Source organism: Streptomyces sp. NPDC050504 (assembly GCF_044458065.1).
Taxonomy (GTDB): domain Bacteria; phylum Actinomycetota; class Actinomycetes; order Streptomycetales; family Streptomycetaceae; genus Streptomyces.
In genome coordinates this window covers 445493-470939 of record NZ_JBITHO010000008.1, presented here as the reverse complement: position 1 = coordinate 470939, position 25447 = coordinate 445493, and the positions used below count along the sequence as shown (strand labels likewise).

Sequence of the window (25447 nt, the reverse complement as noted above, 5' to 3'; positions counted from 1 at the left end):
GGTGCGGCGACCCGGGCCGTACGGGACGGGGCTCACCCGGCGGCGACGCGCTCGCGCAGCCGGGCCGCGTCGGGGATCCGCAGGCGCTCGGCGATCTCCAGGGCGCGCCGGAAGCACTCCGTGCCCCCGCCCGCCCCGCCGGACGCCGACAGGGCCTCGCCCATCCCCTCCAGCGCCTGGAACTCGTCGTACGGCGACTGGATCTCGACGGCCACGGCCAGCGCGTCCCGGTAGGACTCCAGCGCCCGGCCCGGGTCGCCGCCCGCCAGCCTGATGCCCCCGAGGATGTTCAGGGCCGCCACCTCGCCCTCGCGGTGTTCGAGCTCGCGGCAGATGCCCAGGCTGGTCAGGACGCCTTCGAGGGCGGTCGACAGGGCGCCGGTCCTGCACCGGACCTCGGCCAGGTGCATCAGCACGTAGGCCCGCCCGAAGGCGCTGCCCAGCGCCTCGCAGACGTCCAGTCCCTCCAGCAGGTGCTTCTCCGCCGAGGCCAGCTCCCCGGTGCGCAGCTCGACCCGCCCCAGGTACGTCAGCGCCTGCGCGGCCCCGAGGCGGTTGCCGACGTTCCTGGACAGTGCCAGGGCCCGCTCCAGCCCGGCCGCGGCCTCCTCGTACGCACCGGTCAGCCGCAGCGTGTCGCCGAGGTCGCTGAGCGCGTTGGCCTGGCCCAGCTCGTTGCCCATGTGCTGGTAGAACGCGAGGGCCTGCCGGTGCCTGGACGCCGATTCGGCGTAGCGGCCCATCGACTTGAGCACGTCGCCGAGCGTGGTGAGGGCGTTGGCCCGGCCCAGCCGGTCGCCCACCTCGTCGTGCAGTTCCAGCGCCCGCTCCAGCCCCTGCACGGCCTGCGCGAACCGGCCGGTGAGCTGCTGGATCTGCCCCAGGTCGATGTACATCTGGGCCTGGCCCTGCCGGTCGTGCAGCTCGACCAGGCACGCCAGGGAGTCCCGCAGGTGCCGCTCCGCCGCGTGGTAGTTGCCGGTCAGCCGGCGGATGCGGGCGAGACCCTGGAGCGTGATCCCCTCCCGGTGCCGGTCCCGCAGCTCGCGGAAGAGGTCGAGCGCGCGCTGGAAGCCCGCACTGGACCGTTCGTATTCGCCCCGCAGGCACTGGATCATCGCCGTGTTGTGGTGGGCCAGGGCCTGCCCGAAGCGGTCGCGGGTCACCAGGGCGACGTCGAGCGCGGTGCCGTGCAGCGCCAGCGCGTCGTTCCAGTGGCCGTGCCCGCGCAGGAACTCGCTCATCGCGGCGGGCAGCTGGACGGCGTGCGCGAAGTGGCCGTGGCGGGCCGCGTACTCCACCACCGCCAGCAGGTTCGCCCGCTCGGCCGCCAGCCAGCCGGCCGCCTGCTCCCGGTCGTCGAGGACGGGCGCGGCCGACGGGCGCCCCGCCGCGGGCACGAGCTCGGGCTCGCCGGAGCGGACCATGAGCCGGGCGGCGTCGACCGCGGTGTGCAGGTAGTAGTCCAGGACGCGCTCCACGGCGGCGCGCGCGTCCGCGGGCGCGTCCGCGGACGCCACCGTACGGGCGTACTCGCGGACCAGGTCGTGCATGCGGTACCGGCCCCGCGCGCCCTCCGCCAGGAGGTGGCGGTTCTCCAGCTCCCCGAGCATCCGGCGGACGGTGCCGAGCGGCAGGTCCTGGAGGGCCGCGGCGGCGTACGCGTCGAAGTCGTCGCCCGGCAGCAGCCCGAGCCGTCCGAAGAGCGCCTGCTGCTCCGGCGGCAGGTCGCGGTACGACAGCTCGAAGGCGGCGGCGACCGACAGGCTCTCCGAGGAGAGGGCGTCCAGGCGCCCGCGCGCCGCGCTCAGGTCCTCGACCAGGTCCGCGGTGGTCCAGGTGCGGTGGTGGCGCAGCCGGGCGGCGGTGAGCTGGAGGGCGAGCGGCAGGTGCCCGCAGAGCGCGGCGAGCCGCCCGACGTGCGGGTCGTCCGCCGTGATGTCGGCCCGCGCCGCCTTGGCGACGAGGAGGCGCACGGCCTCGGCGGGGGACAGCAGCGCGAGGGTGACCGGCACGGCGTCGTCCAGGGCTTCGAGCCGCTGTCTGCTGGTGACCAGCACCAGCGAGCCCGGCGTGCCCGGCAGGAGCGGCTCCACCTGGGCGCTGCCGCGGGCGTCGTCCAGGACGACGAGGAAGCGGCGGCCGCCGAGCCTGCTGCGCCAGAGTCCGGCGCGCGCGGAGACGTCGGCGGGGATGCGCTGGGGGCTCTCGCCGATCGCGAGCAGCAGACCGGTCAGCGCGTCGGCGGGCTCGACGGGCGGGACGCCCGGCGTGTGCGCGTGCAGCGGCAGGAAGATCTGCCCGTCGGGGAAGGCGTCCTTGAGGCGGTGCGCTGCGTGCACGGCGAACGTCGTCTTGCCGATGCCGGGCATGCCGTCCACGGCGTGGATGCCGACGACGCCGGACGCGCCGGTCCCGCCGGGCGCTCCGGCCCCACCGGACGGGCCGGTCCCGTCGGGCCCGCTGCCGAGCACGGCCGCGTACAGCCGCTTCAACGCGTCCTCGTGGCCGGTGAAGGACGCGGTGTCCCGGGGCAGCGCCATCGGGGCCGCGGCGGTCCGCACGGCGTCCAGCAGGCCGGGAGCCGCGCCGCCGCCCCCCGCGGTGCCGCCGCCCGCGCCGCCCGCATCGCCCGCGCCGCCCGTGTTGCCGGGTGCGCCGCCCGGGTTGCCGCGCGTGCCGTCCGCGTCCGCGCCGCCCGAGCCGTCTGTGTCCTTACCGTGCGTGCCGTGCGTGCCGTGCGTGCCGTCCGGCACCTCGTCGTCGAGCACTTCCTGGAACGCGGCGCGGACGGCCGGCCCCGGCTCGATGCCGATCGTGTCGACGAGCGTGCGGCGCAGCCGGTGGTACACCCCCAGCGCCTCGGCCCGCCGGTCGGTGCGGTGGAACACCCGCAGGAGCTGGGTGTGGAACGACTCGCGGAGGGGGAACTCCTCGACCAGGCGCAGGAGTTCCGGCAGCAGGTCCGCGTGGAGGCCCAGGTGCAGGGCCGCGTCGCCGCGCAGCTCGCGCGCCTGCAGCCGGGCCTCCTGCCACTGCGCGATCTGGGCCGCCGCGTCGCGCTCCAGCGCCGGGAACTCGTCGAGCGGCGCGCCCCGCCACAGGGCGAGGGCGGCGTCCGCCTCCCGTACGACCCGGGGCCAGTCGCCCACGAGCCGCGCCGCGCGCGCCGCGTCCAGGTGCCGCACGAGGAGCGCGGAGTCCAACTCCCCTTCGGCCACCCGCAGGACGAGGCCGCCGGGTGTGCTGCGGACGCGGGAGTCGTCGCCCAGGAACTTGCGCAGGCGCGCCAGGTGGTTGTGCAGGGAGGCCCGGGAGTGCCGGGGAGGCCGCCCGTCCCACAGGAGGGCTTCGACGCGGTCCAGGGACACGGTCCGGTTGGCCTCCAGCAGCAGCATCGCCAGCAGGGCCCTGAGCATGGGGGAGCGCAGCGGACGCTCGACGTTGTGGTCGTCGTGGAACGCCAGTGCGCCGAGTAGGCCGAATTTCATCGAAACCCCCTGGTGAAAGCGGTGAACAGCCACCCTCCGGGGGCGAGATTCTAGCCCCGGGAACGGTCTTCGCAGGACGGGCGTTCCCGCACCCGCTCCCGACCCGCCCGACCCGTCGGAGGCCAGGGGCGGGGCACCGCCCGGCGCAGGCGGAGCCCCGTCCCTCCCGCACCGCCTACGGCAGCGCGAGCATCCGCTCCAGCGCCAGCTTCGCGAACCGCTCCGTCTCCCGGTCGACCTCGATCCGGTTGACCAACTTCCCCTCCGCCAGCGACTCCAGCGTCCACACGAGGTGCGGCAGGTCGATCCGGTTCATCGTCGAGCAGAAGCAGACCGTCTTGTCGAGGAAGACGATCTCCTTGTCCTCCGCGGCGAAGCGGTTCGCGAGGCGCCGCACCAGGTTCAGCTCGGTGCCGATCGCCCACTTCGAGCCGCGCGGCGCCGCCTCCAGCGCCTTGATGATGTACTCGGTCGAGCCGACGTGGTCCGCCGCGGCCACGACCTCGTGCTTGCACTCGGGGTGCACCAGCACGTTCACCCCGGGGATCCGGGCCCGCACGTCCTCCACGCTCTCCAGCGAGAAGCGCCCGTGCACCGAGCAGTGGCCGCGCCACAGGATCATCTTCGCGGCGCGCAGCTCTTCGGTGGTCAGGCCGCCGTTGGGCCGGTGCGGGTTGTAGACGACGCAGTCCTCCAGCGACATGCCCAGGTCGCGGACCGCGGTGTTGCGCCCCAGGTGCTGGTCGGGCAGGAACAGGATCTTCTCGCCCTGCTCGAAGGCCCAGTTCAGCGCCTTCTCCGCGTTGGACGAGGTGCAGATCGTCCCGCCGTGCTTGCCGGTGAAGGCCTTGATGTCGGCGGAGGAGTTCATGTACGACACGGGCACGGTGACGTCGGCTATGCCCGCATCGGTCAGCACGTCCCAGCACTCCGCGACCTGCTCGGCCGTGGCCATGTCGGCCATGGAGCAGCCGGCCGCCAGGTCGGGCAGCACGACCTTCTGGTCGTCGCCGGTCAGGATGTCCGCGGACTCGGCCATGAAGTGCACGCCGCAGAAGACGATGTACTCGGCCTCCGGCCGGGCCGCCGCGTCGCGCGCGAGCTTGAAGGAGTCGCCGGTCACGTCGGCGAACTGGATGACCTCGTCGCGCTGGTAGTGGTGGCCGAGGACGAAGACCTTGTCCCCGAGCTTCTCCTTGGCCGCGCGGGCGCGCTCCACCAGGTCGGGGTCGGACGGCGAGGGCAGGTCGCCGGGACACTCCACGCCGCGCTCGCTCCTCGGGTCGGCCTCGCGGCCGAGCAGCAGCAGGGCGAGGGGCGTCGGCTGGACGTCCAGGGGCTGGGCGGTGGTCACGACACGCACCCTTTCTTCTGTCTTCGGTAAAGCCTTTTCGTCGAATTGACGCTATCTATCATAACCGCTTCACGTCACTTTGACGATGGCCATAGTGTCGATGTGACGCGTTCCCGGGGCCGGGGCCGGTGCCCCGACGGCCCCGCGTGTGCGAGCATGAAGAGGGCAAGTAGGGAGCAGGACAACCCTGCGAAGAGACGCCTCAGGCCCGGAATGAATCCGCGGCCCCGACGGTTGCAACCGTCGGAAAGCAGTCCGCACACCCCGGGAGAGAAGCAGATGTCCGTATCGGACGAGAAGACCACTGTGAGCGACGGCATCCTCCTGTCCGACGCCGCCGCCGGTAAGGTCAAGGCCCTGCTCGACCAGGAGGGCCGCGACGACCTGGCGCTGCGCGTCGCCGTTCAGCCCGGTGGCTGCTCGGGCCTGCGCTACCAGCTCTTCTTCGACGAGCGCTCGCTCGACGGCGACGTCGTCAAGGACTTCGACGGCGTCAAGGTCGTCACCGACCGCATGAGCGCGCCGTACCTCGGTGGGGCCTCCATCGACTTCGTCGACACGATCGAGAAGCAGGGCTTCACGATCGACAACCCCAACGCCACGGGCTCCTGCGCCTGCGGCGACTCCTTCAGCTAAAGCGCGTACGCGTAGCGGCGTACACGTGTGTACGGGCGGCGGCGCCGGTCTCCTCGACCGGCGCCGCCGCCCGTATGGGTACGTCCGCCGCCGCTAGCCGCGCGGCACCGTCCCGCCCGTCGCCGCGTCCACGACCTTCCGTCCGTCCAGCGGCTGCTTCAGCACGACCTTCTCGGTCAGCTCCTTGGCGAGCATGATGCAGGCCTTCTTCGAGTCGTCCTTCGCCTCGTCGACCGTCACCCGCACCGCGCCGCCGTCCTCGACGGCCCGCGCCGAGTACTCGCTGCACACCCCGCCCCAGAACCGCACGGTCAGCGTCCGGCCGTCCCTGGCGTCGACGCCGTACGACACGACGTGCCGCGCGGCCGCGTCGGAGCCCGTGCCGGGGGAGTCCCGCGGCGGCTCCGGCGGCGCCGCCGGCTTCGTCAGGAACCGCGGCTCCACCGCCGGGTGCGTGATCGTGAACGGCTGCGGCGCGCCCTTCGGCGCCACCTCGAACAGCCACGAGGGCACGAGGGCCTGGCGCCCGTCCACGGAGTGCGCGGCGAGCCCGAAGACCGCCCCCGAGACGTCGAGCGTCGGCGGCCCGGCGGGCCTGCGCGGCTCGCAGGTGATCGGCGACTCACCGGGCCGTACGGGCTCGGTGCTGCCGGGCTTCGCCGGGTCCACCGGCTCCACGGGCCCGTCCGGCTCGGAGATCCCGGTGTCCATCGGCGGCTGACCCGCCCCCGCGGGCGGCTCGACGCCCAGGGGCTCGGAGGTCGCGCAGCCGCCGATGTCCGGCTTCGCGCCGACGCGCCCCTCCTCGTTCAGCTCCTTCAGCGCCTCGTCCGCGCCGATGACCGGGTACGCGTCGCCCTTCACCGGCTCCTTCAAGTAGCCGCTGCCGCCGACCACTTCGCCGGACGTGCCCACCTGGATCCCGGTCGACCAGCCGACGGTCGGCAGCCCGCCCACCTTCGGGTCGGCGTTCACCACCCGTACGGAACTCATCAGTTGACCGGCGTCCAGCTCGGCGCCTTCCTGGCCGACCGCCTTCAGCACGGGGGCGGCCGCGCGCTTCGCGACCTCCTCGCTCACCGCGGCGCCCTCCCCGTTCGGCGGCATCGCGCCACCCGAACAGGACTTCCCCTTCAGGCAGTTGTCGGTGCCGCCGGGGCCGTACTTCGCGTACGACCAGGTGCCGGGCGCCGCCTTGTCGACGCGCAGCGAAGGCCCCGACCCCGGCGTGCCGATGCGCCAGGAGCCGCCTTCGAGGTGCGCGGAAGCGGGCAGGCCCAGCGCCTGCGCGAGCCGGTTCACCTCGGCCGCGGTCACGGTGCCCGCGGCGCGGTACACCGCCGCGGAGTCCGGCCCCTCGGGCAGTTCGCCCGTGGCGCGGTAGACCACGCGGCCGCTCGGGTCGGGCTCGCCCGGGGCGATGCCGGACACCGGGCCCGTGCTCTCGCTCGCCGCGGTGTCGAGGGCGAGCGGCGGCGGATCGCCCCCGTCCGCCCTGCCGCCGCTGCCGCCGCCTCCGCCCCCGTCGTCGGCCGCGGAGGAGGCCCAGTAGGCCCCGCCGCCCCCGGCGAGCAGCACCGCCGCCGCGACCGAGGCCACGGCGAACGGCAGACGCCGTCGGTGGCGGTTGTCCTGGGTGTGCTCGGGCTCGGTGCTCACCGCATCGCTCCTATCGAACCGGTCGGGCAGGTACAGGGGACACGGGTGTGACGGAACGGAGCACCGACCGGTTCCCGCCTCCTGCCGCGGGGCCCCGCCGTCAGTATTCGGACATCGCGGCGACCAGGCGAGCCGAGGCGGGCGGCACTACCACGCCGTGGATGCGGGCCGGGGAGACGGGCGCGGCCACCGGCTCGGCGGGCACGACCCAGTGCGGAGCCATCCGGGCGCAGTCGCCGCGCAGCTGGGAGAGATCGGTCTCGAAATCGCGCCGTTCGGCGTGGAGAGTCGTCATGTCCGCACCGTACGCAGCACAAGCTCGGTGAAAAAAGACCTACTATCGGGTAGTTTCCGCCCTTCAGACGGGCCACTCGAATTGGGTAGCGTGGACTGTCATCTCCCCTCTTCGCCGCTTCAGGAGATCCTCGTCGTGCGTATCGCAGTCACCGGTTCCATCGCCACCGACCACCTCATGACCTTCCCGGGCCGTTTCACGGACCAACTGGTCGCGGACCAGCTGCACACGGTTTCCCTCTCCTTCCTGGTCGACAACCTCGACGTGCGCAGGGGAGGCGTCGGCGCCAACATCTGCTTCGGCATGGGCCAGCTCGGCACCGAGCCGATCCTGGTCGGCGCGGCGGGCTCCGACTTCGACGAGTACCGCGCCTGGCTCGACCGGCACGGCGTCGACACCGCCTCGGTCCGGATCTCCGAGGTCCTGCACACCGCGCGCTTCGTCTGCACCACGGACGCCGACCACAACCAGATCGGCTCCTTCTACACCGGCGCCATGAGCGAGGCCCGCCTCATCGAGCTCCAGACCGTCGCCGAGCGGGTCGGCGGCCTGGACCTCGTCCTGATCGGCGCGGACGACCCCGAGGCGATGCTGCGCCACACGGAGGAGTGCCGCACCCGGGGCATCCCGTTCGCCGCGGACTTCTCGCAGCAGATCGCGCGGATGGGCGGGGACGAGATCCGCACGCTCCTCGACGGCGCGACGTACCTCTTCTCGAACGAGTACGAGAAGGGCCTCATCGAGTCGAAGACCGGCTGGAGCGCGGACGAGATCCTCGCGAAGGTCGGCCACCGCGTGACCACGCTCGGCGCGGACGGCGTGCGCATCGAGCGCGTCGGCGAGGAGCCGATCGTCGTGGGCTGCGCGGAGGAGAAGGCGAAGGTCGACCCCACGGGCGTCGGCGACGCGTTCCGCGCGGGCTTCCTCTCTGGCCTCTCGTGGGGGGTCTCGCTGGAGCGGGCGGCGCAGATCGGGTGCATGCTCGCGACGCTGGTGATCGAGACGCTGGGCACGCAGGAGTACACGCTGGGACGGGTGCAGTTCATGGACCGGTTCACGAAGGCGTACGGCCACGAGGCGGCGGACGAGGTCAGCGCCCACCTGTCCTGCCGGGGGGCCCGGGGGGGGGCGGGGGCGCCCCCGCCCCCGCGGGGGCCCCCCCCCCGGGGGGGGGGGGGGGGGGCCCCCGCGCGGGAGGAGGGGTGGGGGAGGACCCGCGCAGCGGCCTCCCGCCCCCGCCTACTCCACCCGCCGCACCACGTACGCGACCCCCCGCTCCAGCTCCTCAGCCCCCACGTACTCCTGCCCCCGCATCTCGCACCACGCGGGAACGTCCAGCCGCGCGGCCTCGTCGTCCGCGAGGACCCGCACCACCCCGCCCACCGGCACGTCCCCGATGCCCTTCGCCAGCTCGATCACCGGAATCGGACACCGCTTCCCGATCGCGTCGACCACGAGGTCCGCCCCGGAGCCCGCGGGCGCGAAGGCTCCGGAGCCGGGCGTGCCCGCCCCCACCGGCGTCCCGGGCGACGTCCCCACCGGCGTCCCCGCCGACAGTCCCACCGGCGCCCCCAGCTTCTCCCGCACCTCCGCCACCACCCCGGGCAGCACCGCCAGGAAGCGTTCGACGTCGTCCGACGACGTCCCCCGGGGGAGGGACACCCGTACGTTCCCCTCGCTCAGCACCCCCATCGCCCGCAGCACGTGACTCGGCACGAGCGTCGAACTCGTGCACGACGACCCCGACGACACCGAGAACCCCGCCGCGTCCAGCCCGTGCAGCAGCGCCTCCCCGTCGACGTACAGGCAGGAGAACGTCACGAGACCGGGCAGCCGCCGCACGGGATCGCCGACCACCTCCACGTCGGGGACGAGCTCGGGCACCCGCGCCCTGATCAGGTCCACCAGCCCCCGGAGCCGTACCGCCTCCGCCGCCGCCTCCGCGCGCACCGCCCGCAGCGAGGCCGCCGCCGCCACGATCGCCGGGACGTCCTCGAAGCCGGGCGCGCGCCCCGACTCCCGCTCGTCCACCGGACCCCGCGGAGCGAACCGCACGCCCTTGCGGACGGCCAGCAGCCCCACCCCCGCGGGCCCGCCCCACTTGTGCGCGCTCGCGGCGAGCAGCGACCAGGGACCCGTGACGGGCCCCCACGCCAGCGACTGCGCCGCGTCCACCAGCAGCGGCACCCCCGCCGCCCGGCACGCCTCGGCGACCTCGGCCACCGGCTGCTCGGTGCCCACCTCGTGGTTGGCGGACTGCAGGCACGCCAGCGCGGTGTCCGCGCGCAGGACCGCGGCGAAGGCGTCGGCCGACACCGCACCCGTACGGCCGACCGGGACCTCGGTCACCGAGCCGGAGCCCGAGCCGTCGCCGGAGCCCGAGCCGGAGCCGCCGCCGGGATCGGAGGCACCGTCAGAGGCGGCCCGTTCCACCGCGTGGAGCACCGAGGAGTGTTCGACCGCCGACACGACCAGATGGCGGCCGACACGCCGACGGCCGGAAACCGCTCCGGAAATTCCGTCGTGAACCGCGCGCGTCCCCGAAGAGGTGAAAACGAGTTCGTCGGGTCGACACCCGACGGCCTCCGCTGCGGCCTCCCTGGCGGCGTCCAGCAGGAGCCTGGCGCGCCGTCCTTCCCTGTACAGACGGGCCGGATCGGCCCAACCCTCGTCCAGGGCGGCGATCAGGGCCTGGCGGGCGACGGGGTGGAGGGGGGCGGAGGAGGCGGCGTCGAAGTAGGGCACGCCGCCACGCTAACCCCTCCCCTGGAGGGGCCGTCAGATCTCCGGCGGAGGCCGGGATTCCATCCCTTCGGGGAGTCGGACGGCGCGTTGGGCACCCTCCCCGCGCGACCCCAAATAGCGTCCAGTAGGGTTTGGTCCGCATAAACATCCAAACCCCTGCCCGCGTCAGGGCCGGCGACCGACCGAGACGGCCGCAGCCGGTCGCGCGGGCCGAGACTCTCGGGAAGGCGCTACGTGAGTCCCAACGGCTCCGACCGCTCGTCGCGGCGCCCGATGCGGCGGAAGCTGCCGCAGGTGCTGACTGCGGGCCTGGTCCTGGCAACCGCCACCGGTTGCACATCCAAGGACTTCCCCCGCCTTGGTATGCCCACCCCTGTGACGGAGGAGGCACCGCGGATCCTCTCCCTCTGGCAGGGCTCCTGGGCAGCCGCCCTCATCACCGGCATCCTGGTGTGGGGACTGATCATCTGGAGCGTCATCTTCCACCGGCGCAGCCGCACCAAGGTGGAGGTGCCCGTCCAGACCCGGTACAACATGCCCATCGAGGCGCTGTACACCGTGGTCCCGCTCATCATCGTCTCGGTGCTCTTCTACTTCACCGCGCGCGATGAGACGAAGCTCCTCGCCCTCTCCGACAAGCCCGCCCACACCATCAACGTGGTCGGCTACCAGTGGAGCTGGGCCTTCAACTACGTCGAGCCCGTCCCCGGCGTGCAGGGCGACGCCAAGACGGACAAGAACCTCAAGGCCATCCCGGACAAGTTCCTCAAGGCCTTCCCGGAGAACGCGGGCGGTGTCTACGACGCCGGCATCCCCGGCACCCGGAACCCGCAGAACGGCAACCCGGGTCCGACCCTGTGGCTGCCCAAGGGCGAGAAGGTCCGCTTCGTCCTGACGTCCCGCGACGTCATCCACTCCTTCTGGGTGGTGCCGTTCCTGATGAAGCAGGACGTCATCCCGGCCCACACCAACGCCTTCGAGGTGACTCCCACCAGGGAGGGCACCTTCATGGGCAAGTGCGCCGAGCTCTGCGGCGTCGACCACTCCCGGATGCTCTTCAACGTGAAGGTCGTCTCCCCGGAGCGCTACCAGCAGCACCTCAAGGAGCTGGCGGAGAAGGGTCAGACCGGCTACGTGCCGGCCGGTGTCGAGCAGACTGACCCGGCCAGGAACTCGGAGAAGAAGACACTGTGAGCATCCTCAACGAATCCCAGGGTGCCGCGGCAGCAGACGACTCGTACGAGAACGAGCTGCCGGTACGGCGCAAGCAGCCGGGGAACGTCGTCATCAAGTGGCTGACCACCACTGACCACAAGACGATCGGCACGATGTACCTGGTCACGTCGTTCGCGTTCTTCTGCATCGGCGGTCTGATGGCGCTCTTCATGCGCGCCGAGCTGGCCCGTCCCGGCACGCAGATCATGTCGAACGAGCAGTTCAACCAGGCGTTCACGATGCACGGCACGATCATGCTGCTGATGTTCGCGACGCCGCTGTTCGCCGGATTCGCGAACTGGATCATGCCGCTGCAGATCGGCGCGCCCGACGTGGCGTTCCCGCGGCTGAACATGTTCGCGTACTGGCTGTACCTCTTCGGCTCGATCATCGCGGTGGCCGGCTTCCTCACCCCGCAGGGTGCGGCCGACTTCGGCTGGTTCGCCTACTCCCCGCTGTCGGACGCGGTCCGCTCGCCGGGCGTCGGCGCCGACATGTGGATCATGGGTCTGGCCTTCTCCGGCTTCGGCACGATCCTCGGCTCGGTCAACTTCATCACCACGATCATCTGCATGCGCGCTCCCGGCATGACGATGTTCCGCATGCCGATCTTCACCTGGAACGTGCTGCTGACCGGTGTCCTGGTCCTGCTCGCCTTCCCGGTCCTGGCGGCCGCGCTGTTCGCCCTGGAGGCGGACCGGAAGTTCGGTGCCCAGATCTTCGACCCGGCCAACGGCGGCGCCCTGCTGTGGCAACACCTCTTCTGGTTCTTCGGCCATCCAGAGGTGTACATCATCGCCCTACCGTTCTTCGGCATCATTTCCGAGGTCATCCCGGTCTTCAGCCGCAAGCCGATGTTCGGCTACATCGGCCTGGTGGCCGCGACCATCGCGATCGCCGGTCTGTCCGTGACGGTGTGGGCGCACCACATGTACGTCACCGGTGGCGTGCTCCTGCCGTTCTTCTCCTTCATGACGTTCCTCATCGCCGTACCGACCGGCGTGAAGTTCTTCAACTGGATCGGCACGATGTGGAAGGGGTCGCTGTCCTTCGAGACCCCGATGCTCTGGGCCGTCGGCTTCCTGATCACCTTCACCTTCGGTGGTCTGACCGGCGTCATCCTGGCCTCGCCCCCGATGGACTTCCACGTCTCGGACTCGTACTTCGTCGTCGCGCACTTCCACTACGTCATCTTCGGCACCGTGGTCTTCGCGATGTTCTCCGGCTTCCACTTCTGGTGGCCCAAGTTCACCGGCAAGATGCTGGACGAGCGCCTGGGCAAGATGACCTTCTGGACGCTGTTCGTCGGCTTCCACGGCACCTTCCTGGTCCAGCACTGGCTGGGCGCCGAGGGCATGGCCCGCCGTTACGCGGACTACCTGGACGCCGACGGCTTCACCGCGCTGAACACCATCTCCACGATCAGCTCGTTCGTGCTCGGCCTGTCCGTGCTGCCGTTCTTCTACAACGTCTGGAAGACCGCCAAGTACGGCAAGAAGATCGAGGTCGACGACCCGTGGGGCTACGGCCGCTCGCTCGAATGGGCGACCTCGTGCCCGCCCCCGCGGCACAACTTCCTCACCCTGCCGCGGATCCGCTCCGAATCCCCGGCGTTCGACCTGCACCACCCGGAGATCGCGGCCCTCGAACAGCTTGAGCACGGCTCCGACGCCGACAAGGCGCTCGCTGGCGGCAAGGAGGCCGGCAAGTGAAGTTCCAGGGCAAGCTCTTCATCTGGCTGAGCCTCTTCGTCCTCGTCATGGCGGTCGTCTACGGCGTCTGGTCGAAGGAGCCCGCGGGCACCACCGCGCTCTTCATGACGTTCGGCCTCTGCATCATGATCGGCTACTACCTGGCCTTCACGGCCAAGCGGGTCGACGCCATGGCGCAGGACGACAAGGAGGCCGAGGTCTCCGACGAAGCCGGTGAGGTCGGCTTCTTCGCGCCGCACAGCTGGCAGCCGCTGTCGCTGGCCGTCGGCGGCGCACTCGCCTTCATGGGAGTCGTCTTCGGCTGGTGGCTGCTGTACTTCTCGCTGCCCGTCATCCTGGTCGGCCTGTTCGGCTGGGTCTTCGAGTTCTACCGCGGCGAGAACCAGAACCAGTAGGTTCCCCCGCACGGCCCGAACGAGGGGCCCGGCATCTCACCCGAGATGCCGGGCCCCTCGTTTGCAGTCATTTGCGTGTGGCCGACGCGCTGGAACGGATGAATCTTCATACCGTGTGACCATGAGTCACGCGCCGCGCATCCGCACCGTACTGAGCTGCAGTCTGCTGGTCACGACCCTCGCGGTGGCGACGACCGCCTGTTCGGAGTCGGAGCCCCATCCGCTCTCGGCCAAGCCCTACGACGCGGCGGCCCAGATCTCCTTCAACGGCCCCGTGGGCAGCGCCAAGGCCGACCCGGACAAGCCGCTGGAGATCGGCGCCAAGGGCAAGGAGTCGCGGATCACCGACGTCACGGCCACCGACGCGCTCGGCCGTTACCTCGCGGGCGAGCTCACCGCCGACGGCACCCGCTGGCGCTCCACCGCCCCGCTCGTCGCGGGCGCCCACTACACGGTCAAGGTCAGCACCGAGGACGACGGAGGCGCGCCAGGCACCCGGACGCTGGCGTTCGACACGGCACCGGCCCGAAAGGTCCTCAAGGTCGAGTTCGGCCCCGAGAAGGGCACCTACGGCGTCGGACAGCCCCTTACGGCGGAACTCAGCGCTCCGGTGAAGACGAAGGCCGCCAGGGCCGTCGTCGAACGCGCACTCAAGGTCAGCTCGAAGCCCGCCGTGCAGGGCTCCTGGTACTGGGTCGACGACGAGGTCCTGCACTACCGGCCCAAGAGCTACTGGCCCGCGAACGCCACCGTCACCGCCGAGAGCTCCCTGGAGGGCATCAAGGTCTCCGACGGACTCCACGGCGGCGCGTCCGAGCCCCTGAGGATCTCCATCGGCGACCGCGTCGAAGCGATCACCGACGCCTCGTCGCACTACATGACCGTCAAGCGCAACGGAAAAGTGATCAACACCATTCCGGTGACCACGGGCAAGCCCGGATTCTCCACCCGCAACGGCGTCAAGGTGGTGCTGGGCAAGGAGTACTTCGTACGGATGCGCGGCACCAGCATCGGCATCCCGACCGGCAGCCGCGACTCCTACGACCTGCCCGTCTACTACGCGACCAGGGTCACCTGGAGCGGCGAGTACGTGCACGCCGCGCCCTGGTCCGTGGGCTCGCAGGGCTACGCGAACGTCAGCCACGGCTGCACCGGAATGTCCACGGGCAACGCGGCCTGGTTCTACGAGAACGTCCGCGAGGGCGACCTCGTCGAGGTCGTCAACAGCTGGGGCGACACCATGACGCCCTTCGACAACGGCTTCGGCGACTGGAACGTCCCCTGGGCCAAGTGGCGCAAGGGCAGCGCCCTCGACACCGGCGCCCGGGAGGGCCGCACCGCGACCGACGCGGCGCGGCTGCGCCCGGAGATCTGAGCGGGCCCGGCGCGCCCCCGGCCCCGACGGGACCGGGGGCGCCGTCGTCAGGCGCGCACGGTCCCCACGGCCCCCGCGGCCCCCGCGCCCGCCCCGCGGCGCAGCAGGGCGGCCAGGGACTGCGCGAACTCCACCGGCTCCACCGGCAGGGTCACCGCCGCGTCCGCCCGGCTCCAGGTGGCCAGCCAGGAGTCCTGCGGGCGCCCGATCAGCACCAGCACCGGCGGGCAGCGGAAGACCTCGTCCTTGATCTGGCGGCACACGCCCATGCCGCCGGCGGGCGCCGCCTCGCCGTCCAGCACGCAGACGTCGATGCCGCCCCCGTCCAGCGCCTTGAGGACCGCGGGCAGCGTGGCGCACTCGATGAACTCGACCGGGGGAACGTCGGCGGCCGGCCTGCGCCCCGCCGCCAGCCTGACCTGCTCGCGGGTGTTGGCGTCGTCGCTGTAGACCAGCACGGTGGCGCTCGACTGCATGGTTCCTCCGCGTCATTGGGGCACGAGTCGTTGCGCGGATGCTACTCCGTCCGACAGGCCGTCAACACCGGTTCGGACCGTGCTTCGATGGGCCGTTCGGGCTGGACACACCACCCAGACACTCCGAACGGCACCCCCCGGAGTGAGGGCGGGATAAGCGACCGACATAATGTCGGTCGTGGCGACAGCAACGACAGTAGAAACCGGGCACGCGCACCCGTCGGTCAATCGGCCGAACCTCACCAGCGTCGGAACCATCATCTGGCTGAGTTCCGAGCTGATGTTCTTCGCGGCCCTCTTCGCGATGTACTTCACCCTGCGATCGGTGACGGGCGCAGAGCACTGGAAGGAAATGGCGTCCAGCCTGAACTTCCCGTTCTCCGCGACGAACACCACGATCCTGGTGCTCTCCTCCCTGACCTGCCAGCTCGGCGTCTTCGCCGCCGAGCGCGGGGACGTGAAGAAGCTCAGGACCTGGTTCATCATCACGTTCGTGATGGGTGCGATCTTCATCGGCGGTCAGGTGTACGAGTACACCGAGCTGGTCAAGCACGAGGGCCTCTCGCTCTCGTCCGACCCGTACGGCTCGGTGTTCTACCTGACCACCGGCTTCCATGGTCTGCACGTGACAGGCGGTCTCATCGCCTTCCTGCTGGTACTCGGCAGGACGTACGCGGCCAGGAGATTCACCCACGAGCAGGCAACCGCCGCCATCGTCGTGTCCTACTACTGGCACTTCGTCGATGTCGTGTGGATCGGCCTCTTCGCCACGATCTACATGATCAAGTAATCGGGCCAACCGCCCGAACACATCCCGCAACATCGACGCAGAAGATCCTGACACCGGGGTAATCCGTGAAAAAGCTCTCCGCACGACGACGCCATCCGCTGGCGGCGGTCGTCGTCCTACTCTTCGCGCTGGCGGCCACTGGGGGGCTGTACGCCGCGTTCGCGCCCGCGGGCACGGCGAAGGCCGATGACACCGCCCAGTCCCTCGCCATCGAGGAGGGCAAGAAGCTCTACACCGTCGGCTGCGCCAGCTGCCACGGCACCGGCGGTCAGGGCACCACTGACGGCCCGTCCCTGGTAGGCGTCGGCTCCGCGGCCGTGGACTTCCAGGTCGGCACGGGCCGCATGCCGGCCCAGCAGCCCAGCGCCCAGGCCCCGCGCAAGAAGGTCATCTACGACCAGGCGCAGATCGACCAGCTCGCGGCCTACGTGGCATCGCTGGGCGCCGGTCCGATCACGCCCAAGCCGGGCCAGTACAACCCCGCGGGAGCGGACATCGCCAAGGGCGGCGAACTCTTCCGCACCAACTGCGCGCAGTGCCACAACTTCACCGGTGAGGGTGGCGCCCTCACCAACGGCAAGTACGCCCCGAGCCTCGAAGGCGTCTCGCCGAAGCACCTCTACGAGGCCATGCAGACCGGCCCGCAGAACATGCCGTCCTTCCCCGACACGACGATGCCGGAGAAGGAGAAGAAGGACATCATCGCGTATGTCAACGCCGTGAACGGTGACCAGACCCCGAGCCCCGGCGGCTTCGGTCTCGGTGGTCTCGGACCGGTCAGTGAGGGTCTGTTCGCCTGGATCTTCGGTCTGGGTTCGCTCGTCGCAGTCGCCGTCTGGGTCGCGGCCCACACCGCTAAGGCCAAGAAGTCATGAGTAGCCAAGACATTTCAGAAGAGAACCTGCCCAGTGAGCAGGGCTCCGCGCACGGCGCGGTAGAGGTCGCGGACGACCCGTTCGCCGACCCGGGGCTGCCGGCCCACAAGCCGCGCATCCAGGACATCGACGAGAAGGCCGCCCGGCGCTCCGAGCGCACGGTCGCGTTCCTCTTCACGCTGTCGATGCTGGCGACGATCGGCTTCATCGCCTCCTACGTGGCGTTCCCGGTCGACAAGATCGTGTACATCTGGCCGCTGGGCCACGTGAGCGCGCTCAACTTCGCCCTGGGCACGACGCTGGGCGTCGCGCTGTTCTGCATCGGCGCGGGCGCGGTCCACTGGGCCCGCACCCTGATGTCCGACGTGGAGGTCGCCGACGAGCGCCACCCGATCGCGGCCGAGCCCGAGGTCAAGGCCAAGGTCATGGCCGACTTCAGGGCCGGTGCCGAGGAGTCCCAGCTGGGGCGCCGCAAGCTGATCCGCAACACCATGTTCGGCGCGCTGGCCCTCGTACCGCTCTCCGGCGTCGTGCTCCTGCGCGACCTGGGCCCGCTGCCCGAGGACAAGCTCCGCAAGACGCTGTGGGCCAAGGGCAAGCAGCTCATCAACATGAACACCAACGAGCCGCTGCGTCCCGAGGACGTCGCCATCGGCTCGCTGACCTTCGCCATGCCCGAGGGCCTGACGGAGGAGGACCACAACTTCAACAACGAGATCGCCAAGGCCGCCCTGATGATCGTCCGGATCCAGCCGGCCGACATCAAGGACAAGCGCGAGCTCGAGTGGTCCCACGAGGGCATCGTCGCCTTCTCCAAGATCTGCACCCACGTGGGTTGCCCGATCTCCCTGTACGAGCAGCAGACCCACCACGTCCTCTGCCCGTGCCACCAGTCCACCTTTGACCTCTCCGACGGCGCCAAGGTCATCTTCGGCCCGGCCGGTCACGCCCTTCCGCAGCTGCAGATCGGCGTGAATGACGAGGGATATCTCGAAGCGCTCGGCGACTTCGAAGAGCCCGTCGGTCCTTCCTTCTTCGAGAGGGGCTGAACTGATGAGCACCGCGACCGAAACCCAGAACAAGAAGAAGGCTCCCGCCGGTGAGCGGGTGGCCGACTGGGCGGACGGCCGACTGGGGATCTACTCCCTGGCCAAGGCCAACATGCGCAAGATCTTCCCGGACCACTGGTCCTTCATGCTCGGCGAGATCTGCATGTACAGCTTCATCATCATCATCCTCACGGGTGTGTACCTGACGCTGTTCTTCCACCCGAGCATGAACGAGGTCGTGTACCACGGCTCGTACGTGCCGATGCAGGGCATCCGGATGACGGAGGCCTACGCGTCGACCCTGGAGATCAGCTTCGACGTCCGCGGCGGTCTGCTCATCCGGCAGATCCACCACTGGGCGGCGCTGATCTTCCTCGCGGCGATGTTCGTGCACATGATGCGCGTCTTCTTCACGGGTGCCTTCCGCAAGCCGCGCGAGGTCAACTGGCTGTTCGGCTTCCTGCTGTTCGTCCTGGGCATGTTCACCGGTTTCACCGGCTACTCGCTCCCGGACGACCTGCTCTCCGGCACCGGTGTCCGCTTCACGCAGGGCGCGATCCTGTCCATGCCGGTCGTCGGCACGTACATCTCGATGTTCCTGTTCGGCGGCGAGTTCCCCGGTCACGACATGGTGGCCAGGTTCTACTCGATCCACATCCTGCTGCTGCCCGGAATCATGCTCGGCCTGATGGTGGCCCACCTGATCCTGGTCTTCTACCACAAGCACACGCAGTTCGAGGGTCCGGGCCGGACCAACAAGAACGTCGTGGGCATGCCGCTGCTGCCGGTCTACATGGCCAAGGCCGGAGGCTTCTTCTTCCTGGTCTTCGGCGTCATCGCGGTCATCTCCGCGATGTTCACCATCAACCCGGTGTGGGCCATCGGCCCGTACCGCCCGGACCAGGTGTCCACCGGCGCCCAGCCCGACTGGTACATGGGCTTCGCCGAGGGCCTCGTCCGCGTGATGCCGGGCTGGGAGATCGTCATCTGGGGCCACACCCTGGCCCTGGGCGTCTTCATCCCGCTGGTGGTCTTCGGTCTGGTCCTGGTCCTGATCGCGGTCTGGCCGTTCCTGGAGTCGTGGGTCACGGGCGACAAGCGCGAGCACCACATCGCGCAGCGTCCGCGCAACGCGCCGACCCGCACCGCCTTCGGCGTCGCCTGGATCACCGCGTACATGATCATGCTCGTCGGTGGTGGAAACGACCTCTGGGCGACGCACTTCCACCTGTCGATCAACTCGATCACCTGGTTCGTGCGCATCGGCTTCTTCGTCGGCCCGGTCGTCGCGTTCATCGTCACCAAGCGGATCTGCCTGGGTCTCCAGCGCCGCGACAAGGACAAGGTGCTGCACGGCCGCGAGTCGGGCATCATCAAGCGCCTGCCGCACGGTGAGTTCGTCGAGGTCCACGAGCCGCTTTCGCAGGGCGAGCTGCACCGCCTCACCGCGCACGAGCAGTACGAGCCGCTGGAGATCGGCCCGACGGTCGACGAGAACGGCGTCGAGCGCAAGCCTTCGGCGCTGCTCAAGGCCAGGGCCAAGCTCAGCAAGGGCATGTACGGAGAGGGCAACCAGATCCCGAAGGCCACTGCCGAGGAGTACAAGGAGATCACCAGCGGCCACGGCCACCACTGATCTCCCGCCTGTTCGCCACAGCCGGAGCCCCCGTCCACGCAATGGACGGGGGCTCCGGCCGTTCCCGGGCTGGATAGGGTGGGTTCCACCATTCAGGCGCACACGACAGGAGCGGCCATGAGCGCTTTGACCCCCGCAGGAGGCGACACCGCGGCGGGCCGGTCCTGGCCCTCCGTGCTCAACGGCATCCTCACCGGACACGACCAGAGCGCGGACGACACCGCGTGGGCGATGGACCGCATCCTGCGGGGCGAGGCGACCGACGCGCAGATCGCCGGGTTCATGGTGGCGCTGCGGGCCAAGGGCGAGACCGTCGAGGAGATCACCGGCCTCGTGCGGACCATGTACGCGCACGCCAACGTCATCGAGGTGCCGGGCCCGAGCGTCGACATCGTCGGCACCGGGGGCGACGGCGCCAAGACCGTCAACATCTCCACGATGGCCTCGATCGTCGTCGCGGGCACCGGCGCGAAGGTCGTGAAGCACGGCAACAGGGCCGCCTCGTCGGCCTCCGGCTCCTCCGACGTGCTGGAGAAGCTCGGCGTCAACCTGTCGCTGACCCCCCAGCGGGTCGCCGAGGTCGCCGAAGAGGCCGGCATCACCATGTGCTTCGCGGTGAAGTTCCACCCCGCGCTGCGGCACGTGGCGGCGGCGCGCGGCCAGCTCGGCATCCGGACCACGTTCAACGTGCTCGGTCCGCTGACCAACCCGGCGAAGGTGACGGCGCAGGCCGTGGGCGTCGCCGACGCGCGGATGGCGCCGATCGTGGCCGGGGTCTTCGCCGAGCGCGGCAACTCCTCGCTGGTGTTCCGCGGCGACGACGGGCTCGACGAGCTGACGACCACCGGCACCTCCCGGGTGTGGGTGGTGCGGGACGGCGCGGTGACCGAGGAGGTCTTCGACCCCAGGGACGTCGGCATCGACCTGGTGCCCATCGAGGCGCTGCGCGGCGAGGACGCCTCGTACAACGCGGACGTGGCGCGGCGGCTGCTGGCGGGGGAGACCGGTCCCGTGCGGGACGCCGTACTGCTGAACGCGGCGGCGGCGCTGGTGGCGCTGGAGCGCGGCGAGGGCACGCTGGAGGAGCGGATCGCGGCGGGCATCGCCAAGGCGGCCGAGTCCATCGACTCGGGCGCGGCACGCACGACACTCGAACGGTGGATCGCGGCGAGCAATCGCTAGGAGCGGTCCGTACGGCCCTGCGGGGCAAGGGAGTTGAGAGGCGGGCGCCGGTGTGGCGCCCGTCTCTTCGCGTTCCGCGATGCGGTACGGGGTTGCGTGCGGGCGATCACGTGACGTACGTTCTCGACAGGTCATGAGTGACAGCGACTACGGCCCCGGCCCGCTGTCCGGCAACCCTCCGTCCGTGGCGGGGTGCCCCGGGTGAAGACCAGGTCGCAGGCAGCGAGGTCTGCGGCAAGCGCGGACCCCTGCACACCCTGGGGTCCTGGTCCCGAGGGAGCAGTCTCGTGAGCAAGCGAATGCGATAGGGCTTTCCGGCCCCTTTTCCATGACACCCTCCGTGCGGCGCCCTTCCGTCGCGCGTTGAGCAACACCCGTGTACGGCACGGTGGTTCGTGCTGCCTCCGCGGGTCCTTCATGCCTTCGTTCGCCCTGGCCCACCGGGAGATTCCGCCATGTCCGCTCAGCCGACCGCCGCCGCCGTTTCCGCCGCCCCCGCCGCTGCCGCGGGCTCCGCCGACTGCTCCGCCGACCCCTCCTGCGAGCCGCTGCCGGTCCTCGGCCGGGACGTCACCGTGCCGCTGGTCACCGGCGGCGAAGTCACCTACGCGGCCCTCGACTACGGCGCCAGCGCCCCCGCCCTCCAGCGCGTCTGGGACGACGTCGCGGCCTACGCCCCGTACTACGGCAGCGTCCACCGCGGCGCCGGATACCTCTCGCAGCTCTCCACCGACCTCTTCGAGAACAGCCGCGAGGTCGTCGCCGACTTCCTCGGCTGCCGCCCCGGCGACCAGGTCGTCTTCACCCGCTCCACCACCGACTCGCTGAACCTGCTGGCCCAGGTGCTGCCCGCCGACTGCCAGGTCTTCGTCTTCGAGACCGAGCACCACGCCTCGCTGCTGCCCTGGCGCGACGCCCGCGTCACCTACCTCAACGCCCCGCGCACCCCGCAGCAGGCCGTCGAGACCCTGGAGCGCGCCCTCGCCGACCGCGACCCCCACGGCCCCGCGCTGGTGTGCGTGACCGGCGCTTCCAACGTCACCGGCGAGCTGTGGCCCGTGCGCGAGCTGGCCGCCGCCGCGCACGCCCACGGCGCCCGCATCGTGCTCGACGCCGCCCAGCTCGCGCCCCACCACCCGGTGGACATCGCGGAGTTGGACGTCGACTGGGTCGCCTTCTCCGGCCACAAGCTGTACGCGCCCTTCGGCTCCGGCGTCCTCGCGGGCCGCGCCGACTGGCTCCAGGAGGCCGAGCCGTACCTCGCGGGCGGCGGGGCCTCCCGCAAGGTCGCCCGGCGCACCGACGGCGGCGTGGACGTCGAGTGGCACACCACCGCCGCGCGCCACGAGGCCGGCTCGCCCAACGTCATCGGCGTCTACTCCATCGCCTCCGCCTGCAAGGCGCTGACCGAGGCCGGGTTCGACGCGCTCGTGGAGCGCGAGCAGCGGCTGGTGCGCCGGGTGCTCGACGGGCTCGCGGAGGTCGAGCAGGTCAAGGTGCTCTCGCTGTTCGGCGAGGACGCGGCCCGGGTCAGCGTCATCTCCTTCGTGGTCGAGGGCTGGAACTCCTCGCACTTCGCCGCCGCGCTCTCCGCCGAGTACGGCATCGGCGTGCGCGACGGCCTGTTCTGCGCCCACCCGCTGGTCCGCACCCTGCTCGGCAGCTCCCCGCAGGACCCGGGCGAGTGCGGCGCGCCCGAGGGCGACCCGGGCGAGCGGTCGCTGAACGCGATCCGTGTCTCCTTCGGCGCGGGCACGCCCGACGAGCACCTGGAGCGCTTCCTGCGCGCGGTGAAGGAGCTCGTCACGGACGGGGCCCGCTGGAACTACCGTACGGAGGAAGGGCGTTGCGTGCCCGACACCTCCGCTGCCGGGACGGCCGGCGCGGCTGCCTGAAGCGTCGCCGCCCGGGGCAGGCCCGCGCCGAGCAGGACCATCCGCAGGGCCCGCTCGGTGGCGTCGGTCAGGAACTCCGCGCCCCGGTCCAGCGCCTCGTCCAGCGATACAGGGGCGGGCAGGATCGAGCTGTAGGCGTCCACGCCGACGTCCCGCACGGACTGCGCGCCCGCCCCGATCGTGCCCGCGAGCGCCAGCACCGGGCGGCCGAACCGCTTGGCGCGGCGCGCGACCTCGGCCGGGACCTTGCCGCGTCCGCTCTGGTGGTCGATGGCGCCCTCGGCCGTGACGACCAGGTCGGCGACGGCCAGGCGGGTGTCCAGGTCCAGGTGGTCGAGCAGCACGTCGAAGCGCGGGCGCAGCCGGGCGCCGAGCGCGGCGAGGCCCGCGCCGAGCCCGCCGGACGCGCCGGTGCCGGGCGCGGTGCGCAGATCGACCGCGGGGGAGAGGTCCCGGGTCAGGACGTGTGCCCAGCGCTCCAGGGCCGTCGACAGCTCCTCGACCCGGCCGGGGCTCGCGCCCTTCTGGGGGCCGAAGACCCGGGCGACGCCGCGCTCGCCGCACAGGACGTTGTACGGGTTGCAGGCGACGAGCAGTTCGGCGGCGGCGAGCCGGGGGTCGAGGCCGCTCGGGTCGATGTGGTGAAGCTCCGTCAGGTACCGTCCGCCGTGCGGGAGTTCGTGTCCGTAGCGGTCCAGGAGGCGGGCGCCGAGCGCCTGGAGCGCGCCGGCGCCGCCGTCCGACGTGCCGGAGTCGCCGCAGCCGACCAGGACGCGGCGCGCGCCGGTGTCCAGCGCGGCGCGGATCAGTTCGCCGACGCCGTACGTGGTGGTGGCGCCGGGGTCGCGGGCGGTGCGCGGGACGAGCGAGAGGCCCGCGACGGCGGCCATCTCCACGACGGCGGTGTCGTCGTCGAGCAGCGCGAAGTGGGTACCGACCGGCTCGCCGACCGGGCCCGTCGCGGCCAGGGCGACCAGCCGTCCGCCGGTCGCGGCGGCGAGCGCGGTCGCGGTGCCCTCGCCGCCGTCCACCAGCGGGATCTCGTCGACGACCGCCGAGGGCAGCACCCGGCGCACGCCCGCGGCGATGGCCCTGGCGGCGGCCTGGGCGGACAGCGACTCCTTGAAGCCGCTGGGGGCCACGGCGATGCGGGTGATCGTGCGGTCGGTCATGGCTGGGTCTCCAGGTGTACGGGCACGCCGAGCAGCGGCCAGAGGGTGAGGGCGAACAGCAGGACCACCCCTGCGGTGAGCGGTGCCAGCACGGCGGACAGCCGCAGCAGGTCGCGGGGCGTGTAGGTGGGGACGGATTCCGGCAGGTCGGCGTAGAGCGCCACCGGTTTGGCGGACGCGGGCAGGGTGTGGCAGAAGCCCGCGGCGGCGGTGGAGGCGAGGGCGGCGGCGACCGGGTTGACCCCGGCGCCGACGGCCGCCGCGACGACCAGCGGGATCAGTACGGAGGAGCGGGCCGAGCGGGACTGGAGCACGAGGTGGGCCGCCGTGCTGACGGCGACGACCGCCGCGAGGAACGCCCAGGCGGGCACGGACGACCCGCCGGGCACCCCGCCGACCAGCCACTTCGCCGCGCCCGACGAGGCCAGCGCGGCGCCCATCGCCATGGTCGCCGCCATGAACAGCAGCAGCGGCCAGGGCACCGTCCTCAGCCCGTCCTTCATGCGGACGGTGCCCAGCGCGGGCGAGGCCGCGACCACCGCGCCGATCAGCGCGACCACCGCGGGCGACACCCGGTGCACCGGCTCGCTGCACCACAGCAGCACCACGGTCCCCAGCAGCAGCACGCAGCGCGCCTCCGCCGTGGTCAGCGGCCCGGTCACCGGGGTGTCGCTCTGCTCCTGGAGCCGCTCGGCCGTGATCCGCACCCGACCCTTCCGGTCGGCCCGCCGGGTGGTCGTCAACAGCACGGCCTCGGCGGCCAGATGGGACGTGACGACCGCCAGCGGCAGCCCGAGCAGCAGCCACTCCACGAACCCGATGCGCTCCCCGGCCTGCTCCCACAGCACCTTCACGGTGATCAGGTGCGCGCCCGCGCCGATCAGCGTGGCGACGGCGGAGAGCAGGATGACGGTCGGGAAGAGCAGCGCCAGCATCACCACGAGGCGGCGCCGCTCGGCCAGCGCGTGGGCGAGCGCCAGGAAGACGGGGAGCGCGAGGGCGGCGCGGCCGGACGTCGCGGGGACCGCGAAGGCCGTGACGAGCAGTGCGGCGGTCGTCAGGTGCGTCAACTGCCGTACGGTACGGGCCCCGGTGACCAGGAACGCGGCCGCGCGCCCCGCGAGCCCGGTCCGCGCGACGGCGGCCGCCAGCACGAACGAGCAGATCAGCAGCCACACCGTCTCGTCGCCCAGCGTCGAGAACAGCGTCTCGCTGCTGATCACTCCGGTGACGGTCAGCGCGAGGCCCGCGCCCAGGGCTATGTAGGTGTCGTCGATCGACGTGCCGATCCAGGCGCAGGTCGCGGCGGTGAACACGGCGAGCGTGAGCCGCCCCTCGCCGCTCAGGCCCGGCGTGGCGCCGGGCACCAGGAGCAGGGCGCAGACCGTGAGCGCGGCACACAGGCCGAGGGCTCGTCGGAGGTTCGGGGTCGCCAGGTTCACACCGAAAGCCTCGCGGGGCGCCGTGAGTCCCTGATGAGCCGTGAATGAAGGGA

19 protein-coding genes, 1 pseudogene and 1 riboswitch are annotated in these 25447 nt (G+C 71.4%); of the genes and pseudogenes, 12 read left to right on the top strand and 8 right to left on the bottom strand.

All coding sequences use genetic code 11. From position 1 onward, the window contains the following. Window positions 1-32: 32 nt before the first annotated feature. Window positions 33-3491, bottom strand: coding sequence for an AfsR/SARP family transcriptional regulator (locus ACIBNE_RS30265; protein ID WP_399277105.1), 3459 nt, complete (start codon window positions 3489-3491; stop codon window positions 33-35). Window positions 3492-3666: 175 nt separating this feature from the next. Beyond that, window positions 3667-4845, bottom strand: coding sequence for a quinolinate synthase NadA (nadA, locus tag ACIBNE_RS30260; protein WP_399277103.1), 1179 nt, complete (start codon window positions 4843-4845; stop codon window positions 3667-3669). Window positions 4846-5124: 279 nt separating this feature from the next. On the opposite strand from nadA, the gene ACIBNE_RS30255 reads away from it, so the two are divergent. Further along, window positions 5125-5481, top strand: coding sequence for an iron-sulfur cluster assembly accessory protein (locus ACIBNE_RS30255; protein WP_205375817.1), 357 nt, complete (start codon window positions 5125-5127; stop codon window positions 5479-5481). Between the two features lie 93 nt (window positions 5482-5574). On the opposite strand, the gene ACIBNE_RS30250 is transcribed toward ACIBNE_RS30255, so the two are convergent. Together ACIBNE_RS30250 and ACIBNE_RS30245 are read right to left on the bottom strand one after the other, a co-directional pair. After that, window positions 5575-7140 (bottom strand): hypothetical protein, encoded by a 1566-nt coding sequence (locus ACIBNE_RS30250; RefSeq protein WP_399277100.1) that lies wholly within the window; start codon window positions 7138-7140, stop codon window positions 5575-5577. A gap of 100 nt (window positions 7141-7240) precedes the next feature. Then, on the bottom strand, window positions 7241-7435 hold the full coding sequence (locus ACIBNE_RS30245) for a hypothetical protein (protein WP_399277098.1): 195 nt from the start codon (window positions 7433-7435) through the stop codon (window positions 7241-7243). Between the two features lie 135 nt (window positions 7436-7570). On the opposite strand from ACIBNE_RS30245, the pseudogene ACIBNE_RS30240 reads away from it, so the two are divergent. Next, window positions 7571-8542 (top strand): annotated as a pseudogene (locus tag ACIBNE_RS30240) (carbohydrate kinase family protein); the annotation flags it as partial. Between the two features lie 132 nt (window positions 8543-8674). Here the strand turns inward: ACIBNE_RS30240 and ACIBNE_RS30235 are convergent. Then, the gene (locus tag ACIBNE_RS30235) at window positions 8675-10180 is read right to left on the bottom strand and encodes a cysteine desulfurase/sulfurtransferase TusA family protein (RefSeq protein WP_399277096.1); all 1506 of its coding nucleotides are present in this window, start codon (window positions 10178-10180) and stop codon (window positions 8675-8677) included. 234 nt (window positions 10181-10414) lie between these two features. Between ACIBNE_RS30235 and coxB the strand changes: the two genes are divergently transcribed. The 4 genes from coxB to ACIBNE_RS30215 all read left to right on the top strand — a co-directional run bounded on the left by coxB (window position 10415) and on the right by ACIBNE_RS30215 (window position 14877). Beyond that, window positions 10415-11374: a cytochrome c oxidase subunit II gene (coxB, locus tag ACIBNE_RS30230; protein WP_399277094.1), complete on the top strand. Its 960-nt coding sequence runs from the start codon at window positions 10415-10417 to the stop codon at window positions 11372-11374. Continuing rightward, entirely contained in the window at window positions 11371-13107 is a 1737-nt protein-coding gene (gene ctaD, locus ACIBNE_RS30225) for a cytochrome c oxidase subunit I (protein WP_399277092.1), read from the top strand. Before coxB ends, ctaD begins: the two co-directional genes overlap by 4 nt. Then, complete coding sequence (locus tag ACIBNE_RS30220) at window positions 13104-13502, top strand: cytochrome c oxidase subunit 4 (protein ID WP_399277089.1); 399 nt, start codon at window positions 13104-13106, stop codon at window positions 13500-13502. The genes ctaD and ACIBNE_RS30220 overlap by 4 nt, the downstream gene beginning before the upstream one ends. A 121-nt stretch (window positions 13503-13623) precedes the next feature. After that, a complete protein-coding gene (locus ACIBNE_RS30215) occupies window positions 13624-14877 on the top strand; it encodes an Ig-like domain-containing protein (protein ID WP_399277088.1) in 1254 nt (417 codons plus the stop codon). A gap of 47 nt (window positions 14878-14924) precedes the next feature. On the opposite strand, the gene ACIBNE_RS30210 is transcribed toward ACIBNE_RS30215, so the two are convergent. After that, a complete protein-coding gene (locus ACIBNE_RS30210; protein ID WP_399277086.1) occupies window positions 14925-15353 on the bottom strand; it encodes a hypothetical protein in 429 nt (142 codons plus the stop codon). Between the two features lie 169 nt (window positions 15354-15522). Here ACIBNE_RS30210 and ACIBNE_RS30205 point away from each other — a divergent pair, with 169 nt between their 5' ends. From ACIBNE_RS30205 to ACIBNE_RS30180, 6 genes are all read left to right on the top strand, one after another. Continuing rightward, window positions 15523-16143 (top strand): heme-copper oxidase subunit III, encoded by a 621-nt coding sequence (locus ACIBNE_RS30205; protein ID WP_399277084.1) that lies wholly within the window; start codon window positions 15523-15525, stop codon window positions 16141-16143. Between the two features lie 65 nt (window positions 16144-16208). Further along, window positions 16209-17018 carry a c-type cytochrome gene (locus tag ACIBNE_RS30200; protein WP_399277082.1) on the top strand — a complete coding sequence of 270 codons (810 nt, stop codon included), beginning with the start codon at window positions 16209-16211 and terminating at the stop codon, window positions 17016-17018. Further along, the gene (locus ACIBNE_RS30195) at window positions 17015-18067 is read left to right on the top strand and encodes a Rieske 2Fe-2S domain-containing protein (protein ID WP_399277080.1); all 1053 of its coding nucleotides are present in this window, start codon (window positions 17015-17017) and stop codon (window positions 18065-18067) included. The genes ACIBNE_RS30200 and ACIBNE_RS30195 overlap by 4 nt, the downstream gene beginning before the upstream one ends. Window positions 18068-18071: 4 nt before the next feature. Beyond that, the gene (locus tag ACIBNE_RS30190; RefSeq protein WP_399277078.1) at window positions 18072-19703 is read left to right on the top strand and encodes a cytochrome bc complex cytochrome b subunit; all 1632 of its coding nucleotides are present in this window, start codon (window positions 18072-18074) and stop codon (window positions 19701-19703) included. 117 nt (window positions 19704-19820) lie between these two features. Further along, entirely contained in the window at window positions 19821-20885 is a 1065-nt protein-coding gene (gene trpD / locus ACIBNE_RS30185; protein WP_399277076.1) for an anthranilate phosphoribosyltransferase, read from the top strand. A 129-nt stretch (window positions 20886-21014) separates the two neighbouring features. Continuing rightward, window positions 21015-21132, top strand: a riboswitch (SAM riboswitch). A gap of 208 nt (window positions 21133-21340) precedes the next feature. Further along, complete coding sequence (locus ACIBNE_RS30180) at window positions 21341-22780, top strand: aminotransferase class V-fold PLP-dependent enzyme (protein ID WP_399277074.1); 1440 nt, start codon at window positions 21341-21343, stop codon at window positions 22778-22780. Here the strand turns inward: ACIBNE_RS30180 and ACIBNE_RS30175 are convergent. After that, window positions 22711-23952 (bottom strand): glycerate kinase, encoded by a 1242-nt coding sequence (locus ACIBNE_RS30175; RefSeq protein WP_399277072.1) that lies wholly within the window; start codon window positions 23950-23952, stop codon window positions 22711-22713. The genes ACIBNE_RS30180 and ACIBNE_RS30175 overlap by 70 nt on opposite strands. Further along, window positions 23949-25388, bottom strand: a complete 1440-nt coding sequence (locus tag ACIBNE_RS30170) for an SLC13 family permease (protein WP_399277186.1) — start codon at window positions 25386-25388, stop codon at window positions 23949-23951. The genes ACIBNE_RS30175 and ACIBNE_RS30170 overlap by 4 nt, the downstream gene beginning before the upstream one ends. Window positions 25389-25447: the final 59 nt, after the last annotated feature.